A 23,616-nucleotide genomic window follows, 5' to 3' on the forward strand; every position below is an offset into this window, starting at 1 on the left:
GAAGAATGAACGACATTAACGTGGGCGTCGAGTGTCTTTTGAATATAGGCTGGTGAGCCTCTGGCTCACTGCCTAAACTGGGAATGAATGTATGAGTGCCGATCTATTTATCTCTTACGCGTGGACATCAACGGCCCATCGGGATTGGGTTCGCTTGCTTGCTAGCCAACTCCATCTAATCGGCTACGCCGTAAAAATTGATGAGGCGGTTGACTATGGATCAAGTCTGCACGGGTTTATGCGAGAGGTTACCGAAGCTGCTCATGTTCTTTTGATTGTCGACGAGAATTATGTAGACCGAGCTAATAAAAAACCAGAGTCGGGGGTTGGTATTGAGACAAAATGGATAAGCAGGGCTTTTATGGAAAAGCCGGGTACATGGTTGTCAGTTGTCTTCATTCGAAACCCTGATCGCAAGTTGCCTAACTGGCTTAATGATCACAATCCAAAGGGTTTTGACTTTAACTCTAGCCCTGAAAGTAACGAGTTTCCCGGGGCGGTCCAGATCGACGAAATCTGGCGATGGATTGAGGGACTGCCGGCTGATAAGGCTCATGCGGTGCCATTGTCGTTGGTTCGTAAACGTGCCGCACGTCTTGAACGTATTGATGCTCGTCGCGACCCTGCTCTTTACGCTAATCCTGCCCTCAAAGATCGTGTAACATTTCGATATAAAGACCATGCTCACTATACGGTTGGGTACGGGGAGTACGAATTCAAAATAAATTTCAGTGGATGTTCGTACGACAGCGTTTACGTCTATAAAGATAGCGGCCTCAAGGCTGTCGGGCTAATCACCAGTCCAAATTTTGACCCACTCAGTGTCGAGTCTTTTCTAACTCCTGGGCGAGCTGTTGCACCAAGTGTGGCGCAGAAAGTAGTCCTCCTAAATCCTCAAGGATCACTATGTGTCATTACCATTGATGAGGTACAGCGCGAGGTCAACGCTGCAGAGTACGTTCCAGAGCATGTGACATTCACCTACGAAGTATTGGTGAACCACTAATGCTCTTTTCCATACCGAATGCGACGGCAATCCTCGAGTGTCTTGGTTGCCGCTCTGCGTCGCGCATGTTGCCGCCCAACAAGTGGCTGTTGGCGGACGCACCTTCGCTGGCCCTCCGATGCGCCGCAAAGCCATGGCGTTATGTACAACCCACACCAGAGGTAACATGAAGAAAGAATTATCTATTGATCAGCTTGGCAAAGAGGCTGCGAAATTCGCGGAAATTGAGACTAAGTATGACGAGCCTACGCTATATGGCGTTACTGACGGAAAGGCGGTCGGAACATACCTGGAGCACAAATTTACAGCCTACCTTGCTGAGAACTACTCTTATCAAGAAGGCAACTCTGCATCGGGCATTGACTTGCCAGGTCTGGGCGTGGATATAAAGGTTACAAGCATTAAACAGCCTCAATCGTCGTGCCCTTTCAAGTCGGCCACTCAAAAGGTTTATGGGCTTGGATACAGTCTGCTTGTATTTGTCTACGAGAAGTATGACGATCACGAGAATCGCACTGGCAGGTTGGATATGAAGCACACGATTTTTGTTGAGAAAGAAGCAACCGCTGATTACCAGACCACAAAAGGACTTGTAGAGATTCTCAATAGAGACGGAAATATTGATGATGTCAGCGCATTTTTAGTCGAAAGAAATCTTCCGCTCGACGAAATTAGTGCAAATGAACTGGCAGAGAGAATCCTTAAACATCCGCCCAGGATTGGGTATTTAACTATATCTAATGCTTTGCAGTGGAGGCTTCAATATCGAAGGGTTATCGACAAGGCTGGTGATGTCGATGGCGTTCTAAGGATTAGATGATATGGCAAAGACATTAGACAAATGGCAGTTTGGTGATTTTCAAACTCCAAGCGACCTAGCTACGCGTGTCGTTGACGTTCTAAAAAGGAATCATCACATTTCGCCTGATTTGATAATTGAGCCAACTTGCGGAAAAGGCGCATTTGTGAGAGCTGCTTTAAGTAGTTTCACTGAATCGAAAGTCGTAGCGTATGAAGTAAATCCAGAGTACGTTTCGGATGCTAGAGCTTCAATTGAGCCAAATCACGCCGAACGGGTTTCTATTCAGCAAGGTGACTTCTTTCTACTGGATTGGGAAGAAGTGCTAAATCAAAATACAGGGAGTCTGTTGATTCTCGGTAATCCGCCATGGGTAACTAGCAGTGAATTAGGCGTTATCAATAGCAAAAATCTGCCCGAAAAGGCTAACTTTCAGGGGCGGCGTGGGATTGAGGCTATAACAGGTTCAGGTAATTTTGATATATCTGAGTGGATGCTGCTTCGTCATGTTGACTGGCTGGAAAAGCATGATGGCGCGTTGGCAATGCTATGTAAGTATTCTGTCGCGCGTAAGATTATGCGCAAGTTACGCCAGAACAAGGAGCATCGTCTCTTTGGGCATATCTATTCAATTGATGCGATGAAATACTTCTCGGCTGCCGTTGACGCATGTTTGTTTGTCCTTACAACCGATATAGGCAATGCGGATTGCGAGGTTTTTGACAGTCTCGAGGCAACTGACCCAGCCTATATCATTGGGGAAAGGGATGGTTTTGTTGTTAGAGATATTGAGACCTATGAAAAATACAGAATTCTCCGGGGGCAAGATTCAGTCTATATTTGGCGCTCAGGACTAAAACATGATTGCTCGAAAGTTATGGAGCTGGCCAAGCAGAATGACGCTTATGAGAATGGCTTCAAAACTAAAGTAGATATTGAGCCGACGTTCGTTTATCCGCTTCTGAAGAGTTCTGATATTGGTAACTCAAGAACAGATATTTGCAGACGCTGGGTAGTGGTTACCCAAAGATCTGTAGGTGAAAATACAGATAGAATAAAATCTGAGGCGCCTAAAACATACAAATATCTCGAGAGCCATGCTGATCGATTAGATTCTAGAAAAAGCTCGATATACCGTGGAAAACCGAAGTTTTCCATCTTTGGTGTTGGGGAATACACTTTCCTTCCTTGGAAAGTGGCAATATCAGGGCTATACAAAAAACTGAATTTCTGTCTGGTTGGTCCAATTGATGGAAAGCCCGTCATCTTCGATGACACCGTCAATTTTCTCTCATTTAAGACAGAGAGTGAAGCGAAATTTGTACACTCCCTCCTTATGTCTGAGCCAGCCAGAAATTTTTACGATGCGAGCATTTTTTGGGAAGAGAAAAGACCAATTACTGCTGAAATATTAAGGCGCCTTTCCTTAAAAGAAGTGGCCAGATGTTTAGGGTTGCTGGATGAATATATAAAGTATGTAGAAGCTAGGGAGGCGGGAAACTCTAATGGTCAACTTAGTCTCGGAATTGCCGAGAAGGCTACGAAATACAAGCGTGCAAGCAGTACATAGTCGCCCCTGAACAATTCCCAAGATGCTGATTTGATGGGTGAACCAGCCCTGATAGGCTATCCGGAATCGCCAGAAACCGTATTTTAATGGTTCGTTTTCTTGCAATACCGAAGAGAGTTTTCGATGGCACATCGACGCTCGCCCGCCGAGGGCACCGAGAATCAGGAGCGAGATCTGTTCCGTGCCCGCCTGGATGAAATGATCGATATGAGCCACCCGCTGGTACGCGTCAGTCAGGCGATGCCCTGGGAGACGTTGATTGACTCGGTGGGCGAGTCGTTGCCGTTGGTGCCGGCGGGCCCGGGTCGTCGTCCGCTCCCCGCGCGGTTGGTGCTGGGGCTGCTGTATTTGAAGCATGCCTACGATCTGTCCGACGAGGCGGTGTGCGCCCGCTGGCTGGAGAACCCCTATTACCAGTACTTCTGCGGGGAGGTGTTCTTCCAGACTCGGTTGCCGTGCGACCCGTCGTCGTTGACCCGTTACCGCCAACGATTGGGCGAGGCCGGTGTGGAAGAGCTGCTGGCGCAGACCATTGAAGCGGCGAAGCGGCTCAAGGCGGTACGCCGTTCGGATTTAAAACGAGTGGTGGTAGACAGCACCGTTCAAGAAAAGGACTTGGCGTATCCCACCGACAGTCTGGTGTTGGAAGTGGCTCGCCAGAAGGTGGTGGAAGCGGCGAAGCACGAAGCCATTCCTCTGCGGCAAAGCTACGCCCGGGTGGGCCCGAAACTGGCGATCCAGGCCGGGCGTTACGCGCACGCGAAGCAGTTCAAACGAATGCGCGGGGTGCTGCGCAAGCAACGCACAATCCTGGGCCGGTTGCGGCGTTACATCGGCCGCAAAGCGAGTCCGGAAGCCTTGGAAAGGCTGGCCCCGACCCTGGAGAAAGCCGAGCGCCTGCACTGTCAGACGCCGAAAGACAAGAACAAGCTCTACGCCTGGCACGCCCCGGAAGTGGAGTGCATCGGCAAAGGCAAAGCCCGGCAGCCCTACGAGTTCGGCGTGAAGGTCGGCATTGCGATCACCGCGAAGAGTGGGCTGATTGTGGGCGCACTCAGCTTCCCGGGGAATCCGTACGATGGCGATACCCTGGCGGAACACTGGGAACAAACCGGCATTCTCACCGGCGTGGAAGCGGAGACGCTGATCGTGGACCTGGGTTACCGGGGCCGGGAACTGGACGGTGCCCGTGTGCTGCACAAGGGCAAACGAAAAACACTGACGCCGAGCGACTGGCGCTGGCTGAAATGACGACAAGCGGTGGAACCGACCATCGGCCATCTGAAAGCGGAACACCGGATGCAGCGTTGCCATCTGAAAGGCCAGCTCGGAGACGCGTTGAACGCGGTGCTCGCGGCTGCCGGCTACAACCTGCGTTGGCTGATGCGGTGGTTGATGCTTTTTTGCGCCTGGATACTGGCGTCTGTCATGAGCTGGAACGATGGGCAGGACGGCGAAACCCCGCTACTGCCAGCCTAAACAGGCACCGCCGTCGCCTCGCATCGACGAAACGAATGGTGGGACCGTTTTGTTCAGGATCGACTAGATAGGCCGTAATGTAAAGACATGACGTGGACCTCAGCCCATGAAACGACGATGCTTTTTGCCTCCTATCCCCGAGTTCTCCATCGCTGCGGACCTCCTGTCGCTAGCGGCGGACCACTTGCTCTCCGGGGATCTGGAATCGTGCCAGAAATGTCTGATCCAGGCTGATCTGCGACCACTAAGGGAGTTTGCATACCTCCTTGCCGGCCCCATTAACCCGGTAATACACCGCCAAAAGAGTAACCCGTCATTTACTCCCGTACCCAAGAAAGATCGGCCGCGCATGCCAAATGCGGCTCAGAGTAGAGCCATTTTCTCAAGAGATGGTTACCGCTGCAGGTTTTGTGGATCGCGTGTGATTGTAAAGGGCGCACACCGAATATTCGCCAAGTTTTGTCCGCAAGAGGCCCGCGATGGCACCACGAACGAGGACAAGCATTTCGGACTTACAACATTGGCGGCCTCAATCGACCATCTATTGCCTTATAGTCGGGGCGGCACGAATGACGATCGCAACTTGGTAACGGCATGTGGGCCTTGTCAGTTTGGCCGAAATCAATGGACGCTTGAAGAAGTGGAGATAGAAGACCCCTGGAAGTATCCAGCTGTCATTGATGAATGGGACGGACTGACGCGATTAATGGTGATGAAGGGTAAGGCGCCTGTTGACCCCAACGTGTAAGCAATGAGGGTCGAGTCTTGCCTTTTCATACCCCGCTGGCGCGAGAAGACTCGGCGCAAAGCCGGGCCAGACGCTCACTGAAGGCGCTCCGGAACAATCGATAGCCACCCGTCCTCCACCGTTACGGACACCGGGGCATCAATGGCGAACCCGGCCTGTTGTACCTTCGTGTAGCGCACTGTCAATATGGTCAGTGCCGATGATTACGGGAAGGAGGTTGTGTGAGCGACATCGTTATTTTTGAGGAGGGCGCCGGGCCGGTGGAGGTTCGCCTGGAGGGTGAGACGGTCTGGCTCAGCCAGAAGCAGATGGCGGAGCTGTTTGATAAGAACGTTCGGACTATTAACGAGCATGTGAAGAACGTTTTCAAAGAGGGTGAGCTGGTCGAGGATTCAGTTATCCGGAAATTCCGGATAACTGCCGCCGATGGGAAATCCTACAACACGGCTCACTACCACCTCGATGTCATCATTTCCGTGGGCTACCGCGTTAAATCCCAGCGGGGCGTGCGCTTCCGCCAATGGGCCACCCGCGTCCTCCGCGAACATCTGACCCAGGGCTACAGCCTCAACAAGCACCGCTTGGCCCGGCAGGGGCTCGCCGAGCTGGAGCAGGCCGTGGAACTGCTCGGCCAGACCCTGACCCGACAAGAGCTGGTCTCCGACATCGGTCAGGAAGTGGTCGGGCTGATCCTCGGCTATGCGCGCACCTGGCGTTTGCTCCAGGACTACGATGAAGGCGCGCTGGGCGTGCCTCCCGGGGCCCGCCCGGCCCGCGGTGTGCTGGGCGTGGATGAAGCCCGCCGTGCCCTGGATGCCCTGGTCGGCGAATTGCACGATAGGGGAGAAGCGAGCGACCTTTTTGCCCGGGATCGGGATGATGGCCTGGCCTCTATCCTCGGAAACCTGGAACAAAGCATGTTCGGCGAGCCCCTCTACGGCACCCGCGAGGAACGCGCCGCGCACCTGTTGTATTTCGTGATCAAGAACCACCCCTTCTCGGACGGCAACAAGCGCTCCGGCGCCTTCCTGTTCCTGCTCTACCTGCGCCAGGAAGGCATGCGCCTGACGCTCAACGAGCAGGGCTTGACCGCGCTTACGCTGCTGATCGCCGAAAGCGACCCGAAGGCCAAGGATCTGATGGCCCGGCTCGTTATGAATCTGATTGCGGATGAGATCAGTGTGGCCAATGAGGGTGAGGTGAGTACCGAATAGACGTCGCCCCTCCTCGGCCAGAAACCAGACAGGCAGCTCCGGTTTGCCGATACCCACGGCCCAGGCTCGCAGCACGGCCTACCGCCTGCACCTTGATTGCGCTTATCGATAGGGGTATCGTAATACAAAACCTTTATCGATGGGTGCTACCATGACCGCCGTGACCGTTTCCCCCAAGTACCAGATCGTCATCCCCAAGGAAATTCGCGAATCCATGGGCATCGTGTCCGGGCAGAAAGTTCAGATCATGTCTTATCAGGGGCGGATTGAGTTGATTCCCCTAAAGCCCATGAAGGAAATGAGAGGGTTTCTGAAAGGCATTGATACCAGTGTCGACAGGGAAGAAGATCGGGTATGAACGTCGTTGATTCGTCCGCCTGGTTGTCGTATTTCGCCAGCGATAAGAACTCAATGGTGTTCGCCGAGCCCATCGAAGATCTTCCCGCGCTGCTGGTACCGAGCATCACGATCACGGAAGTGTTCAAGAACGTGCTCCGCCAGCGTGGCGAAGAGGCGGCGCTGATCGTTACGGCCCACATGAAACAGGGCAAGGTGATCCCGCTGGATTCAGAGCTGGCGATGGATGCCGCTAAATTTGGCGTCCTTCATAAGCTGCCCTTGGCGGATAGCATTATCTTCGCCACGTCTCAAAAGCATTCCGCCGTACTATGGACCCAGGATAGTGACTTCAAGGGCCTGCCGAATGTCAGGTATCTCGCCAGGAAAAAAACATAGAACCGGCCGCATAGCAGCGATCAAGTCGCCCCCTCGCCGTGGCTTTCCCTCCATGACTTTTCCCCATGAAGAGCTACCCCGAAACCTGGAACCGCAAGGCGTCGCCCAGCAGAGGCAGGGCTTTGACCCGATACTCGTTACACAAAATATCATCGGAGGCCTTCTTCACCTCGACCAGCCCGAAAAAGCCCGCGAAATCCAACAGCGTGCGCCAGGTATAGGCGCGGCGTAGCGTTTCCTCGGGGGTAGAGAACGAGTTTGGCGGCACATCATTCAGCACCATGGGAAAGGCCCGCAAAAACGCGTCTTCATAAAAGGTTTGCGGCCGTGAGGTATCGCCGTGGCGCCAGAGCAAATACAGGGTGAACAAAAAAGCCTGCTGGATAAAAGGCACCTCCACATGCCCATCCCGGTAGGCCCAATTGAACTGCTCTGCATAGGCCCTGAACAGCTTGGGATACACCGCCGCCAGGCCGCCCTCGGCCAGCAGGCGGCGACAGTCGCGGCTGAGGATAAACTTGCCCTTGTAGGTGCGGACCAGCCCCGCTAGCTCCGCCACGACCCGGGTGACATGCAGATCGGAAAAGTCCACTTCCCGGTTGATGCCGCCAAAGCGGGTCTCCTCCTGGTACTTTTGCTCGCCCCAGTAGGCCAGGGCGGCGTCGCGGCAGAAATGGCGGGGCAGGTTGCCCTTGGCAGTGGGCTTCAGGCCCTGCTCGCCGATGGCCTCCACCAACAGACTGAAAAGCCGCGTGATCGGCGCGCTCGGCGGTGAGTCGAGGACCTCTGGAAAGACAACCAGACGCGGAGAGCTGAACGGCCGGTCCAGCATCCCGGCCATTTGCTCCGGAGACAGGCCGTCGAAGTCATCCAGCGGGTGCTGGTTATGGCGGCGCATATGTTCGTTGGCGAAGGACTGGGCTTCTTCCAGTGAATGGAACTCTTGCCCTTGGAGCGCCTCACGCAATGCCTGGGCCGGGCCTGGCGCACCGGGGCTGGAAGTCGTGGCATCCTCGCGGCCCAGGCAGCAGTGTTTGAATTTTTTGCCGCTGCCGCAAGGGCAGGGGGTGTTGCGGCCAGTGGATGAATTGCTCATGGCGCCTCCGCGCGCGAAATGCGGGTGTCGATGATACTTGGGGGCTGGCCGACTAAACAGCCTGCCAGATGGAAGATTCCGAAGGCTTTCACGCCTATGCGCAGCCATCAAGTCTATGCGCAATTAAGGTTGCGCATAGACTTGGATCGCCGCCGGACGCCGGACGCCGGACGCCGGACGCCGGACTGGCGTATTGGCGGAAGGCTTGGCGCACATAACGGCGAGGCAGCAAAGACGGAGAAGCTCTCGGTTGTTCGCCGAGGGGCGAAAACGCCAAATTCCTGGGAATTAGCGATCATATATGATTAATAACAAAGATTAAGTAGTTATATTTGGCGTGTTGTATGCTTTTGGGGAAGTGGCTTTTTACCGCTAGAGTGCTCAAATAGGATTTCTTGATAGCATTTAGCGCTCTTACATGAAGGCTTAGTGATGACGCCCTCAGCCCCCAAAGGCTCCAACAACTCGACCGCGATGCCTCACCCCGTGACGCGGGCACTGCGCCAGCTCGGCCATGACCTGTCGGTGGCCCGCCGTACGCGCCGCTGGACGCAGCAGAACCTGGCCCAGCGGATGGACACCTCGGTGAGCACGGTCCGGCGCATGGAAGACGGCAATCCCGGCACGGCCCTGCACACCTTCCTGCGCGCCCTGCACGTGCTTGGCCGCCTTGAGGACATGGTCAGGATCATGGCGCTGGACCAGGACACCCTGGGCCTGGAATTGACGCAGCAGCAGTTGCCTCAACGGGTGCGGTCACCCGGCGGCAAGAAAACAAAGGCGAGACCATCCGGAGCACCGGCGGAAGACGGTCAGACCACCACTGATGAGGACGAGCTCAAAGGCTTTTGAAGGTGTCGGAACAAACACCCTGCCTGCCGCCACCGGTTGGAAGACGGCATTGATCCGACGCAAAGGCTTGGTATGACATTGTCATACTGTTTGGGCCCAGGAGTACCCACTATGAGCCTGCACCGGAAAACCATCACCCTCACCGAACAACAGAACGGCTGGGTAAAGAGCCGGATCGAAAGCGGCCAGTTCGGCAATGACAGTGAGTACATTCGCCATCTCATGCGGCAGGACCAGCAAGCCCAGGAACGGCTTGCCACGCTCAGGCAGGCCCTGGTTGACGGCGAAGCAAGCGGCGAGCCCAAGCCCGTCGGTAGGGCGGCGATCAAGGCGGCTGGCCGTAAGCGGGTGAAGGCGCCGGAGTAGTGCGCACGCCGAGCCTTACGCCAAAGGCGGAATCCGGCCTTATCGACATCTGGGTGTATACCTGCGGAGAGTGGGGCGCGGATCAGGCCGATGACGACCTTGATCAGCTGGAGGCGGGCATGATGCCGCTGATTCAGCCCCCCTTGCTCGGGACCGACTGCGCCCATGTTCTTCCCGGGTATCGCCGATTGCAGGTTGAGCATCACGCTGTGTTCTATCGAGTGCTGGAAGAGAAGGTGCTAGTGGTTCGTGTGCTGCATGAGTACATGGATGCACCGGAAAGGCTTTTGGATTAAGCGAGTACGTGCTCCCCGGTGCCGCTCCGAGTGGCTCTCGGTCCCACGCGTGGACGTCTCTGCGGGCCGTACAGCCGACACAACGGCTGGACATCGCCCTGCGCATCCACGCCCGCGCCGGCCTCGGCGACCTGGCCCTCAACACCCTCGCCGACGAAGCCGGCGTCTCCAACGGCACCGTCTACAACTACTTCCGCTCCCGCGAACAAGTCCTCGAAGCCGTGGGCCTGGAACTCGCCGTCCAACTCTCCGAACAGATCCTCACCGTCAGCGAAGCCGTCGACAGCGGCGCCGAACGCCTCAGCATCGCCGTGCGCACCTTCATGAACAAAGCCCGCACCGACCCGGACTGGACCCGCGCCCTGATCACCGTGGTCCGCTACGCCGAAGGCATGCGCTCCGCCCTCGCCAGCTACCTCCGCGCCGACCTCCAAGCCGGCCGCCGCCAAGGCGACTTCCACTACGCCCACGAAGAAATGGCCATGAGCATGGTCATCTCCGCCACCCTGGGCGCCATGAACCTTCTCGTGGAAGACGGGGAGGTGGAACACGCCGACCGGATTGCCGCGGAGATGGTGTTGCAGGCGTTGGGGGTGCCGGCGGGGGAGGCTGGGCGGATTGCCAAGCTGTCATTGCCGGGGGAGGGTGGTTAGCCAGCTTTGCCGGAGCAAGGGTGGCTGACCTGCGAATTATCTGGTTTGGCTAATTAGTAAGGGCTTACTTAAAAAGCCGTTGGCGCTTGGGTGTTGCGGATTTGTTTGGCTAAGATGCCAGGATAAGGGTGGTTTGAAGTGTTTGTCAGTGGGGATGTTTTCTGGTCTTATTCTGTACTAGGGGAAATCAAGAAAAAGGATACGGCACCGGAGCGTTCGTTGGGTATTCGTGTCGGCGCCCTAATACCTGTTAGCTGGTTTGGCGGCTCCGCTATGTCGTATAGGAACTAATTTGATATGGAAGAAAAAGTCTCAATGTGGCCAGATCATTATCCTGAAAAGTGTCCGCCGGATGATGCGAAAAAAACATCCGGTGTGGTATATAGATTCACCAATAGAACAAACCCTAAGCAAAAGGACTTTCTGTCTTACTATGACCTAAAGCCAGGAGAGAATTGGGGTAAGAAGGCCTGTCAGGCTAGGGGGTTGTCAGTCTATACGTCGGAGGAAGATTGTAAAACGGCTATATCATTGGTTCCTGCGCTGAAGAAAAAGAAGCTTTGCATCGCCGAATTGGGTTCGGAGTCTGGTGTGATTGCGCCCACTCCATCGAAAAACAATTATAACCACAAGACATTGTGGCCACTTATTAGCGCCCAGGACTTGGCTGAAATATTTATGCCAATGGATAACTTGAGGGTGGCTCATGCTTAATCTTCCTAAGAAAACAATACTAGGAAATCTGCGTGTCGAGACTGTCTTCCAGTTTTATGATATTCCGCGAATTTTCTCATGTATAAATAAGTCTGGCGCAAGATTTCTAGTATTATCTGTGTTCGATGATTACGAGAGTTTTAAGTGGTTGTACCTGCCTGTATCAGAAGATAGATTCTCCACCATCGTAAATAAAGGGGTTGTGCTTAGAGAAGCTCTCCTTTCTCCGGAAGATGGGTACCTTTTTGAAGTGGAATCGAATTTTGCTGGTGAGTCCACTGTGCACCATATATTCCCAGAGCAAATTCATTTAGAAGACTTGCCAGATGAAGGTGTCTATCTGGAATCAAATGAAAGCGTCCATCTCGGATTGGGTTTTGTTGATGCTGATCTTGCGGCAAGCGGATCAAGAAGAGAAACATATAACCTACACTTTTATCCTTGGGATACCAAGCTTCCTGAGATTGACGCAAGAAATTTGGGCGGCATACTTACTTCGTTTCAAGAGCTAGCCAATGCGCTTGGTCAATATTGCAAGGGCGACATCACTCTAAAGGGCGCGATTCCTGCTGATGTCCTAGAAGCAACAAAGTTTAGAGCCACTCAAATTTTCGAGGGTTCGTTTGGGCTACAGCTAAAATCAAAATCGACGTCTGATTTGTTTCATAGCTCATTGGCATCTGATGTTCTTCTGGAATTAACAAACCTGATTGAGTCTAGGGACAATGAAGATAATATAAGCAACAAACTTCATAATTTAAAGGGCAGGGTTGCATCTAAATATCGTTCTTTCCTAAGGGAAGTTTCGAAACTTGATTCTCCTATGAAGCTGCATTGGGGTTCACCTAATAGCGAACGTGGTCGTGTTCTGTTGCTATCGAAAAAGGAGATAAAAAAGGCGTTTGATCTGGTTAGCAAGATAGATATTGATATGTCTGAATCAATAACCTTTAGGGCTGAGTTGTTAGGCTTGGACGTCAAGACTAAACGATATCGAGTGCGTCATTTAAGCGATAACGAGGATTATAGCGGAAAGATTCTGGATGAGTCGTTAGAAGCGGCAAGACATTCAGAAATCAATGGAATATATAGCGTAACTCTAAAAAAGATTGTCGAAACAAATTTTTCATCTGGCGCCGAATATACAAAGTGGGCGCTTGTTGCGTTGGAACCAGCTGACAAGTAGCTGTACGCGGACCCAGTTACGCTCCACTAGATTGGAGTTTGTTTTACACGCTTTACCAACTAAGCTAGCTCAACTCGTCCGGGCCAGTAAGATGGGCGTTAGCGAAACTGGGGCCGGTTCAAAAGCTGGCGATGATTGAGCGAAAAATGCTCAGCTTACTGAGCTGTGGCTTTAAATGTTGTAAATGTGGGGATGCGTGAAGTTTTAATTTTAGAAGATTTCTGGAGATGGCAAGCATTTAAGCGCTGGTGTTGGGAGGGGGATTATAGTGCTCGTGTCGATTGCTGCGCTAATTTATGACAATGCCTTCTAGTCTTGCCTTTTCGACGATTTCAAGTAAAATCATGCATTGTTTTTCGGTTGGGATTTTTTTGGGAATCTGCGCTGCGACGTTTAGAATATCGGCCTCCTTCTTTGTGAGAACGTCTTTTTCGATAAGAGCTTGGCGAAGGTAAGACCATCTTTTTGGGGTGATGCTAATTACCTGCCGTTGGGCCTCGATTCCATCGTCAATCCTTTGAATCTGTTTGGCCTCTCGGGCCTCTGAGGAATGGTCGTCGGAAGCAATTAGGTGGGAATAAAAATCGGCGTGAAGGCCTGCCTCAATTTCATCTATCCGAAGTTTTATTCGGTCCCAGCAACCCTCCTTCTTGCACCACTCGGAAACGTTTGAAATGCCACTTGGGGGGTTAGTGATGTCTTCTTTGATCGCATAAGCTATAATCGAAATTGCTTCTTTTAGGATGGGGCTGATATCCTGTTTTTTCCATATACTAAGAAAGTCAAAATATAATTTCCTGCGCTTTGCAATTTCGCCAAGAACAGCCAATGTGTAGACCACAATATTGGCGCGATATCCGCCATTGTACCAAGGCTGAGATGAAACGAGCCGTTCAGTCGTTCGGTATATTAAAGCGCGGGCGACGGCGCGCTTAAAATAAAATTCATTAAAGATTTCTGGCGCTTTATCCCACTCTTTTCCGATGCGGCGGGCATATTGAGCGAAGTTCTTTTGCGCACCTAGATTGACATGTCTCGGGTGATCATCCCAAACATTTTCGAACTTGGCTAGGTCTGTTTTAGTGAACATCTGCTGCTTGGGATGTTCCGCTTTGAAACGACGCCTCTCGCCAGGCGTAAGCTTTGATTGCTCATCTGCATATTGGCCGCGTGCTCGCTCGTAGAACCACTTTGTTTCACGCTGCGCTCCTTCCTGAGCCGGTGCCCAAATACGTCTCGAAAACCCTTCCATCCGCACATGGAACGGGTGATTAGAAAAGAAGTCGGCTGCATTCACTCGGTTTTGGGTATTTGCATACTCGGAGATTCTCGGGACAACAGATTCGCTGTCCCGACTATCGATGACGGATAACTTCATCTGAACAAATATCCTGGACAGATCAGCTTTATCTCGTCTCCGCGTATGGAACAGCGAGGCCGTTGTTTGGCCACCATTGACTATCTGGAGATCGATGACTCTAGTTATTGCAAGGCCGGAATCCGTTATCTTTGTATCAACACCCTGCGCGGTTGCCGTGATGCCGTTATTGTAGGCAAAGAACATTGCCGGTTCATTCAGTATAGTGGCCCTTATACCCTTGTTGACATTGCCACGAGCCTGGAGGAAGGTCCTTACATTCTGTTCGAGCAGTCTCGCTCCGAACTTTTCATAGAGAGATGCGAGAACTTCGGCTGGCATGACAATCAGGTAGGACTGGTAAGCTTCAGCTCCCAAGTGAGCCGGCAGACAGGAGATGGCGGCCCCAAACATCTGCTCGAAATCGAGATCGAGGGGCTCCTTGTGGCTGCGTGAGCTCCTCTGACGATGAAGGCGCGAGATATCCCAGATCTGATGGCTAACAGGAATGCCCGCCACCTCCGTGTCAGGAAGTTCTCTGATCCTTTCACTCAAGGAGCGCTCGGAAAAGATAAAGAGCCTGAGTCGACGAATTGCTCCCTTTCGATCGGCAATTTGCCTCGCAAGCCCATATTCGGGCGAAGTGAGTTCGAGCTCGCCTGCCAATCCCTTACTAACGCTCGCCTCAAAGAAATTGGTAACTCGCTTGAATGCAGCATCAACATCTGTTTTGGTCAGAGATGTCAGCTCAGTTCGGGACTCAAAGTCGGCAACAAAAAGATCCAAAACACCTTCATCGTCAAACCAAAATCCATCCACCCTCATCCCGCGTTGAGCACGGAAATGGCAGAACTCGAAGCCTTCCGTGACTCCGGTTTCAACGAGTTCATTCGCGACGGTCTCCATGAACTCGGAAAGCTGAAAACTGCGACTTGCCTCCGCGCCGGCTAGAAGTTCCTGGCGGAAGTCGTGATAGAATTCAGTAATTGTTGCGTCCAATCAAACCCTCCCGAATATTTCATTCTCTTCGCAGACGAATGGAGCAATGGCTTCCAACTGAATTTCATAGGTCACATGAAAAAGTCCTTGCAATAGCCGGGACCGGATAATTCTTGGGAACTGGTCTGTAACTGTGTATCCGTCAGTGCTACCCACAGTAAAGCGGGGTCTGTCATAGTCCGCGAGCTCAGCATACCCACAAGCCGCAATCTTTCCGGAGAACTTTTCAATAGCTTCGGCGGTGACAAGTTCCTGCTCAATCAATGCAACCATGTCGTTCAGCGAACGCGCGGTTTCCGAATCCGGCGTTTCTATCAGGCGCACGGTCATAAGAAACAGGCTGTCCACCAGTGCTTCGAGTTGATCCTCGGAAGATATTCGAACACTGTTCCTTTCGCGACCGGAAAGAGACTTAACTTCTATGGCAATATTGCCGAAGATGAAATCCTGATGTGCGCCGTCGGCTCCGCACCACGCATCTATAGCCTCATCCTGCGTTAGCCGCCGCAGGTAAAGCTGGCGAAGAACATGGAGTTCGGCAAAAAGGCCTCGAATTTCCTCGTTTGTCAGTAGTCTCGCCTTCTTCCCCGCGAGAAAAGCCTTCCACCGCTTCAGGTGTTGAAAGGTAACGGACAGCGCGACGGCGGAATCCGTTACAGACGCCAGACTGGAGATTAACGTTTCACAAAGTCCGAGAAAAAGGTCGCTATCGATATGTCGCTCAAGTGTGAGAATCAAGCGTTGCTGGCTTTCGTTCTCCCCCTTGCGAAGATCGACACTAATTCCATTCAGATGAGTGACGTCACGACGATATTGATAGGTGTGGTCTCCCTCCAGCTCAATGATAAGAAGACACCGGCCCGTTGTATCTTTGCCCCAGTAGAACGGTATTCCCGTCGTGTCCGCCACGCGCTTAACATTATAGTCTGTACTAGGTTCGGCGATTTGCTCCCATGGCGTGCTCCTATTCATCATAGTCATCCTCAGCGTCAGGATCATCGTCCAATGCGCCATACATCTTTTCGACCCAGACCCGGTTTGCGACCACCTCGATCTGTGTGCGGTAGAGACCATCCGGATAGCTTATGCCCCATGCGGGAACCCGGCATCCCGCGAAATCAGAATTTTCAGTTGGCTCAAGGACATGCAGCATCAAAAGAGGCTTATTTCGAACGACCCGATAGTGGAAATCAGATGGCTTTTTGCTCTTGCTTTTCTCATCTTCGGCAGCCAGTGCTTCAGCTTGGCTCAATTGCTCCTCATTGAGACCGAGCTTCTCGTCACCTCGACTGGCTAGACGGTATCCCGACAGGCGCCAACCGTCAGAAGTCGCATCTTTCGCTGTTCGGTATTGCACGCCGAGGCGAAAGTTGCTCTCCTCGTCGCGACCTTTTGAGATCAAGAGAACGTCTCCTTTGGGAAACTGCCCCGCAATTGCCTGCAGATATTCAACGGCCCACGATTTTGGGAGAATCGCATCCTTGTGCGACTTGAAACGTGTCAAGAATTCTTCAATTATCTCGACATCAACGTCAGGAATAAACCAACTCTTCTGGCTGGTATCTTGAATCACGCCACCAAACTGTTTGCGCCAATATTCCTCAATTAGAAATTCGTTCTCGGCATTGATCCTCGTGTCAAGAGGGAGCAGCGTACTCTCGACCAGTTTTCCAGTGAAGTTCTGGTTAAGCGTCACCCTTTCACCGCCGCGCATCTTGTTGGCAGCTGTGACCAGAAGGCTATCAGGGTGCGACTGAACATAAAGACCAAAGTCTTTGGGGCTCAACCCGACTTTGCGCATCCGCCTGATCTGTTGTCGGAGTTCTTCGGACGCGCGAGCGATATGCGAGTACCAGTTGATGGATCCTTCCGGCAGGTAAACACGGCAGATATCTTCGAAGCCAGGCCGATACCCAAACCAACGGCCCATCTGCATTAGAGTGTCGTACATTCGCGTGTTGCGGTACATATAGCTGATCGTCAGTCCCTCTATCGTAAGGCCGCGCGACAAACTTAGACCCCCAATTGCGATGGCCGTAAGGCCGATGCCATCCCGTTCGTATTTCCGGTAATTTAGCACCTCTTCGCTCTTGCTGTTCACCACATAAGTTCGTAGATGCTCGAACACTTCCAGAAGGGCTTTCTTTACTTCTTCCCAAGAATAGCCGCTTCCAGCATACTCGCCATCGAATGCCGCCCTCAATCCCGCCATATAGTAATTCTTCGCTGAAACCTCTTCCGTCATCATGTAGTTTGCTTTCACCGCCTCGTGTAACTTCTCCACACGCAGGCTGATGAAGCCTTTCACTTCCTTCTGGACGGATACGAAACGCGACACGTTTATCAGCATGGAGCAATGCTTTCGCGCCTGCCCGCGCAGATTACGGATGGCGCGCGCCACAATGAATTGATTCAGTGCCCTGTAGAGGCTGGGAGGCAGTTCCGTTACCGGGGTACCATTCTTATGTGAAAAAGGGAGGTATTCTTCGCAGTCGTCGATGCGACCGAGAACGACGCCGCTAGTTGCTACGTCTAGAAAGACCTTGTCAGGGCCGAAATAAGTTGATGGCGCGTCGAGTGAAAAGATGAAATCTTTGGGAAACAATTCTTCACGCGCCTCTGGATCGTATGCATCCGGATTGATAAAGATGTTTGCGAAAGGTGTGGCCGTGTAGCCAACATAGCAGGACTTCGTAAACAGGCCGAGGATGGTGCGAATCGCAGCGTTGGTTCTCGTGGGATTAATGTCGTCTTTGTTGGTATTAATCGAAGCGTTGTCCGCCTCGTCGTCGATCATGAGCATCGGCACATCCGAGATGCGTCCATCGCCCTGGGCATTCATAGCTTTCAGCCATTTGTGGAGCGCATCGAGAGTACGAACGTTTTTCTTAATGACAAGAATTATAGGCTTGCTAAAGTCGTTAAGCTGCCACCCCATTCTGGCAGCAGTGTTTTCGTTAAAGTCATCATTGATATTTGTGAGCGTCGCGGGGTGGGGGTACCCCGTATTCAGGCCGACACCTATATTGACCCTGTTGGATGGATCGCTTGACCGGCCAATGAAACCTTCATCGATGCGCTCCTGGGTTTGTTTTCTCAGATTGTTGTGAATACCCGCGATAACAATGATGAATCTATATCCCGCATCAGCCGCTTTCGCGATGACACCCATATAGTTGGCCGTCTTGCCCGACTGGACATGCCCAATGACCAATCCGCGACGGTTCCATGTGCCCTCACTTGTCGGGTCTTGGAGAAGTCCAAGAATTTTTGCACCGTCGTCGTTCAGCAGCGTGTTAATAATTGTCGGATGCCAGTTTTCACTCCGTAAATAATCTGCATAAGCATCTGCATAGGTGCTACTGATCTCGCGCTTACGTATCCAGTCCTCATCATGTGCCGCTTCAATATCTACGAGTGACACTCCCGCGTTCATGCGGGACGGAATGATGGTCTCCGCCGTTACGATAACGTCATTTAGGTCCCCATGGTATCCGAGGATAGGAGCGATCTCCTTCGCCTTGTCCTGTATTTCCGTTCGTGATGGCGGATCCTCACGATCTCCGAAAGCCGTGATTAGCGCCGCAATGATTCCCTTTTCCTTGTCGTTTTGGGTGGTAGTCATGCAAAATCCTGGTCGATATATTGGTTAACGATATCCATGTGTCGCTCAAACAGCCTTGTCGATCTTATAACTTCACGGAAGAGCTCCGCATCCCCTGTTGTTTCCCCCCACAGCGCCGCACGTAGTGCACGAAGTCTCTCAATGACATTGCCGTCCGCAGGCAATTGGTTCACTTCTTGAGGATGAGTTGAATAATCAGAGTAGATCATTTCAACAGGCAATGATGCGGAGACCGAATCCAGCAAGACATTCAGACTTTGCTTCCCGTCCCGATCAAGCCGCTCCAACAGTTGTTGAATCAGTGGATGGGTACCGTTTATGGAATACCGGATTCCGCCATGGTCGGCATACCTTTCCCATACTGGAGCCGCAACATCCTGGAAGAGGCGCTGCCCACGGCCGCGATGTACGGTTGTGCTGCGTCCCGTAACCTGTGAAATGATCTGGCGAAGCCGTTCGCGCACTGCACGGGGAGGCCTTGCGCGCGATTTTTTGATATCTATGGTCCAGGATTCATCCAAACTATTGGGAAAGTCGATCTGTACCCGTGCGAGTTTAGTAGCCTCTCCTTTGGGAATGAGCCGGAACCAGTCGCCCCAGGCCATAAGGCGGCCATTTCGATAAATATATGCGCCCTGGTTTGATATAAACTCACTCCGATTCTGGTAAAAGTCATACTCTCCCGCTGTTAGCCTTGAGTGATGTGGCAACACATATGGCTGCAGACGAACAGGAATGTCACCGATATACACAACTTCTTCCGGCAAAACTTGTGTGGCTGGATTTCTTCTGCAGAAAGGGTCGAAAGCAGTGATAGCATGGCCGTTGACGGTAATGGTGATTTGCGGGTGTTCCTTGATCTCGCCTGCCAGGAACCGATGAAAGACGAGTGCAAGATGCTGGTCCAGAACATCCAACTTCTCACTGATAACCTCATCTCGACGGTTGCCTGTCTCGTCCTCCCCAAGCCGGTCAAGTTCCCGCCAGATGACGGCGGTACCATTACCCTCAAGTCGCTCAACGTATGGCAACGTCTGGATATCTGCTTCGTCCAGAATGGAAAGGACCCATTCGTCAGCAGCATCGATATGGTCAAGATTCCATTCAGCCCCGCAGAGAACCCCATTTCTCTTGCTAACCACTGTGAGTGACCGGCACTGAGAGAATGAAGCGGTCTTGAGGCCAAGGCCAAATCGCCCCAAATCCCTAGGCGGACGTACTTTCCTTGGGCTCACTGTCCCGTGGCGCATCGCGCTTAACAACTCTTCACCCGTCATGCCACTGCCATTGTCAAGGATGAGCACCAGCGGCTGTGCTTCGGCAGCATTGCAGACTATATCGATGGTATCTGCGCCGGCGGATATGCTGTTGTCGATAAGGTCAGCAATCGCGGTTTCAAGCGAATATCCAAGGTCGCGCATCGACGCTACCAGAGAGGCAGCGCTTGGTGGGTGCGTAAGGTTGCGTGCCATTATTATTTCTCCCCTTCCCTACTTGCATCCCAGCGCGGCGCTGAGTAACCATTGAGTCCTGAGCGCCGTGCCGAGCTTTTTGCTTTTCTTCAGCTCACTCAGCCACTAATCTTCGTACGCCATCGCCTTAGATGATTTGTAATTATGCGAGTTCCAACGACTCCTCAACGCAGTCGCATGATGTCGGGTATTCGTGCAAAGGACACATGGCCTGAGCGCTCCCTCCGTTCCTGCCTTTTTGCGAGGGGCTTCCGGTATCGAATTCATGTGAAATCCCTGCCAGGCAGTCCTGACATTGTGTTGCCGAAATACCGGGCTGTGGTATTCGTTCATGGCTGTTTTTGGCACAGGCATAAGGGATGCCGATACACAACGACACCCAAAACCAATAGCAATTTTTGGAAAAAGAAGTTTCAGGGAAATATAAACCGAGACGCGCGCCATACGCAAATGCTAGTCGAGCTTGGCTGGCGTGTCGCTATCGTCTGGGAGTGCTCGTTGAAGAAGTCCATTGAAAAATCTGCCGGTATTGTTGAAGAGTGGCTGCATGGCGATGATGCTAAGCTCGTTGTTGGTTGATTATATTTTAGTAAAAATTAAGACTCTCTTCTTGAGTTTTTTAAACATGCCTTTTAGCAGGCCAATCCCATTTCTTGGCTTTCAACTAACGTTATTTTTTTGAAAATCATTTCCATAACAGGGGAGCAAACCCCATTTCCGCATAGCTTGACTTTATCTCGTCTGCTTCCGTGCGGTAGCTTATGATTGGAGCCTGCTCCCATGGCCTTAAGTAGTTCGGGCGGTTGCAGCATTCGTAGATAGGGCGTGTCCCCCCTCCAAGTCACAAGGCCAAAGCGATCCAAAGTAGTCACTGTGCGAAGGGGAGAATCAAGTGATTGCCATCCACCCGCATAATCAGAACCATAATAGACTATGATAAAGTCCTTTTTTCTTCCGATCTCGCTTATGGCCCTTTCGGCTCGTTCGATGGTGGCTTTGGCTCTATTTGAAGTGTAGAGCGGCCGGCTTTGATATTTGCCGGACCAGTCGATAATAGATCGGGCGGTTTTGGAGGCCCTTTTGTGTAGAGAAATTAGGCCTTCCTGGGTAATAACAGAGCCTTTTCGGTCGCAGACCAAGAACATGCGTCTCCTGGATTGGGGTGCACCGAAGTCAGCCGCATTTAGAAACAGGTCATTAACGGTATAGCCATATGATTCGATGGAGCTTACTAATTCGTTATGACGCCCCCACTTTTTCATACGGTTGACGTTTTCCACGATGAGCCAGCGTGGCTCCATCGCCTCGATCCAGGGGATGATGCCAATGGCGGTTTCCTTGCTTCGCTCGCACCCAGGTTTTGCTCCGCGCGCGATCGAGTGAGAAGTGCATTCAGGGGACGTTAGCAAGACATCAGGGTGGTGTTTTTTGGCCATTGCCCACGGGTCTAATGCCTCGATCGGGGAGCAAATCACCTCCGCTTCGGGGAAGTTGCTTTTATAAGTATCTGTTGCGATATTCCAAGCATCGACCGCCAGAATGGGTTTGGCACCAGCCGCTACCGCCCCCCGGCCACCTAAGCCCCCGCCACAGAACAGATCTACAAACGTAATCATATTTCCTTCCATTAAAGTCAGCGCCGATAGTACCAGGTTTGTGGGCGACTCGTCTTCTTCGCAGTTAAATAGGCGTCGGAAGTGAGCACTTACATTGTGCACGGTAGTGTCTACCCAGTCGGTCTATGCCGCTTTTAACAGAGCTGCTTTGATCGCTTGGGCTCCCTTCCGATAACAAACCACCGCAAGCAGCTCAGAATCAACCCAAACGCCCCAGTACCGGCTCCCACGATAGTGCCCGATCTCAATGTTCGGCTTGCGCTTTTTCATGATTTCCTCCATGAGTTTGAATGATACGTAAAGTCATCATAGATCAGAGTGGCCGGATATGCTACTTATAGTGTGTAGATTTATAGTCATCTATAAGAACAATTTGAAATATGACTACTCACATTGATGACGCACAGAAAAAGCTGGGTTCCGTGATCCGGGAGCGGAGACGGGTTGCCGGTATTTCCCAGGAGGCCTTCGCCACCGAGGTCGGGATTCATCGCACCTACATCGGCGCGGTGGAGCGGGGAGAGCGCAACGTCTCCCTGGCGAACATCCTGCGTATCGCCAGGGCGTTGAATGTCTCCGCCGCCCAGTTGTTCAATGAGGCGGGCCTTTAGTTCGTATGCAATTCAAAGACTTTCTCTCCAAGCTTTCCGGCCGCCAACCCACCAGGAGACAACCATGATCATCTCCTCCACCCACGATTACCGCCTCGCCGCCAAACGCCGCCTGCCGCCGTTCCTGTTCCACTACATCGACGGGGGCGCGTACGACGAGCACACCCTGGCGCGCAATGTGGCGGATCTGCGCGATCTGGCGTTGCGGCAGCGGGTGTTGAAGGAAGTGGGGGAGGTGGATCTGTCGGCGCGGCTGTTCGGGGAGGCGGTGAGCCTGCCGGTGGCGTTGGCGCCGGTGGGGCTCACCGGTATGTATGCGCGGCGGGGCGAGGTGCAGGCGGCGCGGGCGGCGGCGTCGCGGGGCGTGCCGTTTACGTTGTCGTCGGTGTCGGTGTGTCCCATCGAGGAGGTGCGGCCGGCGATGACGCGGCCGATGTGGTTTCAGCTGTATGTGCTGCGCGACCGCGGGTTCATGAAGAACGCGTTGGAGCGGGCCTGGGCGGCGGGGGTGCGGACTCTGGTGTTCACGGTGGATATGCCGGTGCCGGGGGCGCGTTATCGCGATCGGCATTCGGGGATGTCCGGGCCGTTCGCGGCCTGGTGGCGCATGCTGCAGGCGGTGACGCACCCGCGCTGGGCGTGGGACGTGGGCCTGCGCGGGCGGCCGCACGATCTGGGCAATGTGTCGGCCTATCTGGGCTATCGCATTAACCTGGAGGATTGCATCGGCTGGCTGGGCGAGAACTTCGATCCGTCCATCGGCTGGCGGGATCTGGAATGGATTCGTGAGTTCTGGAAGGGCTCGATGGTGCTCAAGGGCATTCTCGACCCGGAGGACGCCCGCGAGGCGGTGCGGTTCGGCGCGGACGGCATCGTCGTCTCCAACCACGGCGGGCGCCAGCTCGATGGCGTGCTCTCCTCTGCCCGGGCGCTGCCGGCCATCGCCGACGCGGTGCAGGGCGACCTGACGATCCTGGCGGATTCCGGCGTCCGCTCCGGCCTGGACGTGGTCCGCCTGCTCGCCCAGGGCGCGGACGGCGTGCTGCTGGGCCGCGCCTTCGTCTACGCCCTCGCCGCCGCCGGCGAGCAGGGCGTGGCCCATGTGCTGGACCTGATCGCCAGCGAGATGAAGGTGGCGATGACGCTCACCGGGGCGCGGGCGGTTGGGGAGATTTCGAGGGAGAGTCTGGTGCGAGCTGGCGATTGAATTCTGGTGCCGTGG

The 23,616-nt window shown here is 53.1% G+C and carries 22 protein-coding genes and 1 pseudogene; 17 read left to right on the forward strand and 6 right to left on the reverse strand.

Features of this window, described 5'->3' with window-relative positions:
- The first annotated feature begins 91 nt into the window (after positions 1–91).
- The 8 genes and pseudogenes from E0L37_RS03325 (at position 92) to E0L37_RS03360 (ending at position 7,551) form a co-directional block, all read left to right on the forward strand.
- Positions 92–1,006 carry a toll/interleukin-1 receptor domain-containing protein gene (locus tag E0L37_RS03325; protein ID WP_133490383.1) on the forward strand — a complete coding sequence of 305 codons (915 nt, stop codon included), beginning with the start codon at positions 92–94 and terminating at the stop codon, positions 1,004–1,006.
- A gap of 166 nt (positions 1,007–1,172) precedes the next feature.
- Positions 1,173–1,826: a restriction endonuclease gene (locus E0L37_RS03330; protein WP_133490384.1), complete on the forward strand. Its 654-nt coding sequence runs from the start codon at positions 1,173–1,175 to the stop codon at positions 1,824–1,826.
- Position 1,827: 1 nt separating this feature from the next.
- Positions 1,828–3,375, forward strand: coding sequence for a class I SAM-dependent methyltransferase (locus tag E0L37_RS03335; RefSeq protein WP_133490385.1), 1,548 nt, complete (start codon positions 1,828–1,830; stop codon positions 3,373–3,375).
- 123 nt (positions 3,376–3,498) lie between these two features.
- A pseudogene (locus E0L37_RS03340) lies at positions 3,499–4,854 on the forward strand (IS5 family transposase).
- A gap of 421 nt (positions 4,855–5,275) precedes the next feature.
- Positions 5,276–5,602 (forward strand): HNH endonuclease, encoded by a 327-nt coding sequence (locus E0L37_RS21495; protein ID WP_166642987.1) that lies wholly within the window; start codon positions 5,276–5,278, stop codon positions 5,600–5,602.
- Positions 5,603–5,823: 221 nt separating this feature from the next.
- Complete coding sequence (gene rhuM, locus E0L37_RS03350; RefSeq protein ID WP_205655572.1) at positions 5,824–6,816, forward strand: RhuM family protein; 993 nt, start codon at positions 5,824–5,826, stop codon at positions 6,814–6,816.
- A 151-nt stretch (positions 6,817–6,967) separates the two neighbouring features.
- Positions 6,968–7,174 carry an AbrB/MazE/SpoVT family DNA-binding domain-containing protein gene (locus tag E0L37_RS03355; protein WP_133490387.1) on the forward strand — a complete coding sequence of 69 codons (207 nt, stop codon included), beginning with the start codon at positions 6,968–6,970 and terminating at the stop codon, positions 7,172–7,174.
- Positions 7,171–7,551, forward strand: a complete 381-nt coding sequence (locus E0L37_RS03360; RefSeq protein ID WP_133490388.1) for a type II toxin-antitoxin system VapC family toxin — start codon at positions 7,171–7,173, stop codon at positions 7,549–7,551. The genes E0L37_RS03355 and E0L37_RS03360 overlap by 4 nt, the downstream gene beginning before the upstream one ends.
- Before the next feature lie 73 nt (positions 7,552–7,624).
- On the opposite strand, the gene E0L37_RS03365 is transcribed toward E0L37_RS03360, so the two are convergent.
- Positions 7,625–8,647: a YecA family protein gene (locus E0L37_RS03365; RefSeq protein WP_166642988.1), complete on the reverse strand. Its 1,023-nt coding sequence runs from the start codon at positions 8,645–8,647 to the stop codon at positions 7,625–7,627.
- Between the two features lie 432 nt (positions 8,648–9,079).
- Here E0L37_RS03365 and E0L37_RS03370 point away from each other — a divergent pair, with 432 nt between their 5' ends.
- From E0L37_RS03370 to E0L37_RS03395, 6 genes are all read left to right on the forward strand, one after another.
- Positions 9,080–9,499: a helix-turn-helix domain-containing protein gene (locus E0L37_RS03370; protein WP_205655573.1), complete on the forward strand. Its 420-nt coding sequence runs from the start codon at positions 9,080–9,082 to the stop codon at positions 9,497–9,499.
- 111 nt (positions 9,500–9,610) lie between these two features.
- Positions 9,611–9,865, forward strand: coding sequence for a type II toxin-antitoxin system ParD family antitoxin (locus E0L37_RS03375; RefSeq protein WP_133490390.1), 255 nt, complete (start codon positions 9,611–9,613; stop codon positions 9,863–9,865).
- Positions 9,865–10,161 carry a type II toxin-antitoxin system RelE/ParE family toxin gene (locus E0L37_RS03380; RefSeq protein ID WP_133490391.1) on the forward strand — a complete coding sequence of 99 codons (297 nt, stop codon included), beginning with the start codon at positions 9,865–9,867 and terminating at the stop codon, positions 10,159–10,161. The genes E0L37_RS03375 and E0L37_RS03380 overlap by 1 nt, the downstream gene beginning before the upstream one ends.
- 8 nt (positions 10,162–10,169) lie before the next feature.
- Positions 10,170–10,814, forward strand: a complete 645-nt coding sequence (locus tag E0L37_RS03385; protein WP_133490392.1) for a TetR/AcrR family transcriptional regulator — start codon at positions 10,170–10,172, stop codon at positions 10,812–10,814.
- 297 nt (positions 10,815–11,111) lie between these two features.
- The gene (locus E0L37_RS03390) at positions 11,112–11,528 is read left to right on the forward strand and encodes a hypothetical protein (RefSeq protein WP_133490393.1); all 417 of its coding nucleotides are present in this window, start codon (positions 11,112–11,114) and stop codon (positions 11,526–11,528) included.
- The gene (locus E0L37_RS03395; protein WP_133490394.1) at positions 11,521–12,714 is read left to right on the forward strand and encodes a DUF6575 domain-containing protein; all 1,194 of its coding nucleotides are present in this window, start codon (positions 11,521–11,523) and stop codon (positions 12,712–12,714) included. Before E0L37_RS03390 ends, E0L37_RS03395 begins: the two co-directional genes overlap by 8 nt.
- A 289-nt stretch (positions 12,715–13,003) precedes the next feature.
- On the opposite strand, the gene E0L37_RS03400 is transcribed toward E0L37_RS03395, so the two are convergent.
- The 4 genes from E0L37_RS03400 to E0L37_RS03415 are packed head-to-tail and all read right to left on the reverse strand — an operon-like array spanning position 13,004 to position 20,167.
- Positions 13,004–15,070, reverse strand: coding sequence for an AIPR family protein (locus E0L37_RS03400; protein WP_133490395.1), 2,067 nt, complete (start codon positions 15,068–15,070; stop codon positions 13,004–13,006).
- Positions 15,071–16,069 carry a PD-(D/E)XK motif protein gene (locus tag E0L37_RS03405; RefSeq protein WP_240687419.1) on the reverse strand — a complete coding sequence of 333 codons (999 nt, stop codon included), beginning with the start codon at positions 16,067–16,069 and terminating at the stop codon, positions 15,071–15,073.
- Positions 16,035–18,695, reverse strand: coding sequence for a Z1 domain-containing protein (locus E0L37_RS03410; protein ID WP_133490396.1), 2,661 nt, complete (start codon positions 18,693–18,695; stop codon positions 16,035–16,037). Before E0L37_RS03410 ends, E0L37_RS03405 begins: the two co-directional genes overlap by 35 nt.
- Positions 18,692–20,167: an ATP-binding protein gene (locus E0L37_RS03415; RefSeq protein ID WP_133490397.1), complete on the reverse strand. Its 1,476-nt coding sequence runs from the start codon at positions 20,165–20,167 to the stop codon at positions 18,692–18,694. The genes E0L37_RS03410 and E0L37_RS03415 overlap by 4 nt, the downstream gene beginning before the upstream one ends.
- Before the next feature lie 144 nt (positions 20,168–20,311).
- Here E0L37_RS03415 and E0L37_RS03420 point away from each other — a divergent pair, with 144 nt between their 5' ends.
- Complete coding sequence (locus E0L37_RS03420; protein WP_133490398.1) at positions 20,312–20,746, forward strand: very short patch repair endonuclease; 435 nt, start codon at positions 20,312–20,314, stop codon at positions 20,744–20,746.
- A 53-nt stretch (positions 20,747–20,799) separates the two neighbouring features.
- Here the strand turns inward: E0L37_RS03420 and E0L37_RS03425 are convergent, their stop codons facing one another.
- Positions 20,800–21,783: a DNA cytosine methyltransferase gene (locus tag E0L37_RS03425; RefSeq protein ID WP_133490399.1), complete on the reverse strand. Its 984-nt coding sequence runs from the start codon at positions 21,781–21,783 to the stop codon at positions 20,800–20,802.
- Between the two features lie 380 nt (positions 21,784–22,163).
- Between E0L37_RS03425 and E0L37_RS03430 the strand changes: the two genes are divergently transcribed.
- Together E0L37_RS03430 and lldD are read left to right on the forward strand one after the other, a co-directional pair.
- Positions 22,164–22,394 carry a helix-turn-helix domain-containing protein gene (locus E0L37_RS03430; protein ID WP_133490400.1) on the forward strand — a complete coding sequence of 77 codons (231 nt, stop codon included), beginning with the start codon at positions 22,164–22,166 and terminating at the stop codon, positions 22,392–22,394.
- A 64-nt stretch (positions 22,395–22,458) separates the two neighbouring features.
- Positions 22,459–23,601, forward strand: coding sequence for an FMN-dependent L-lactate dehydrogenase LldD (gene lldD / locus E0L37_RS03435; protein ID WP_133490665.1), 1,143 nt, complete (start codon positions 22,459–22,461; stop codon positions 23,599–23,601).
- Positions 23,602–23,616: the final 15 nt, after the last annotated feature.

This window comes from Alcanivorax sp. 24, assembly GCF_004360225.1.
Lineage (GTDB): Bacteria > Pseudomonadota > Gammaproteobacteria > Pseudomonadales > Alcanivoracaceae > Alloalcanivorax > Alloalcanivorax xiamenensis.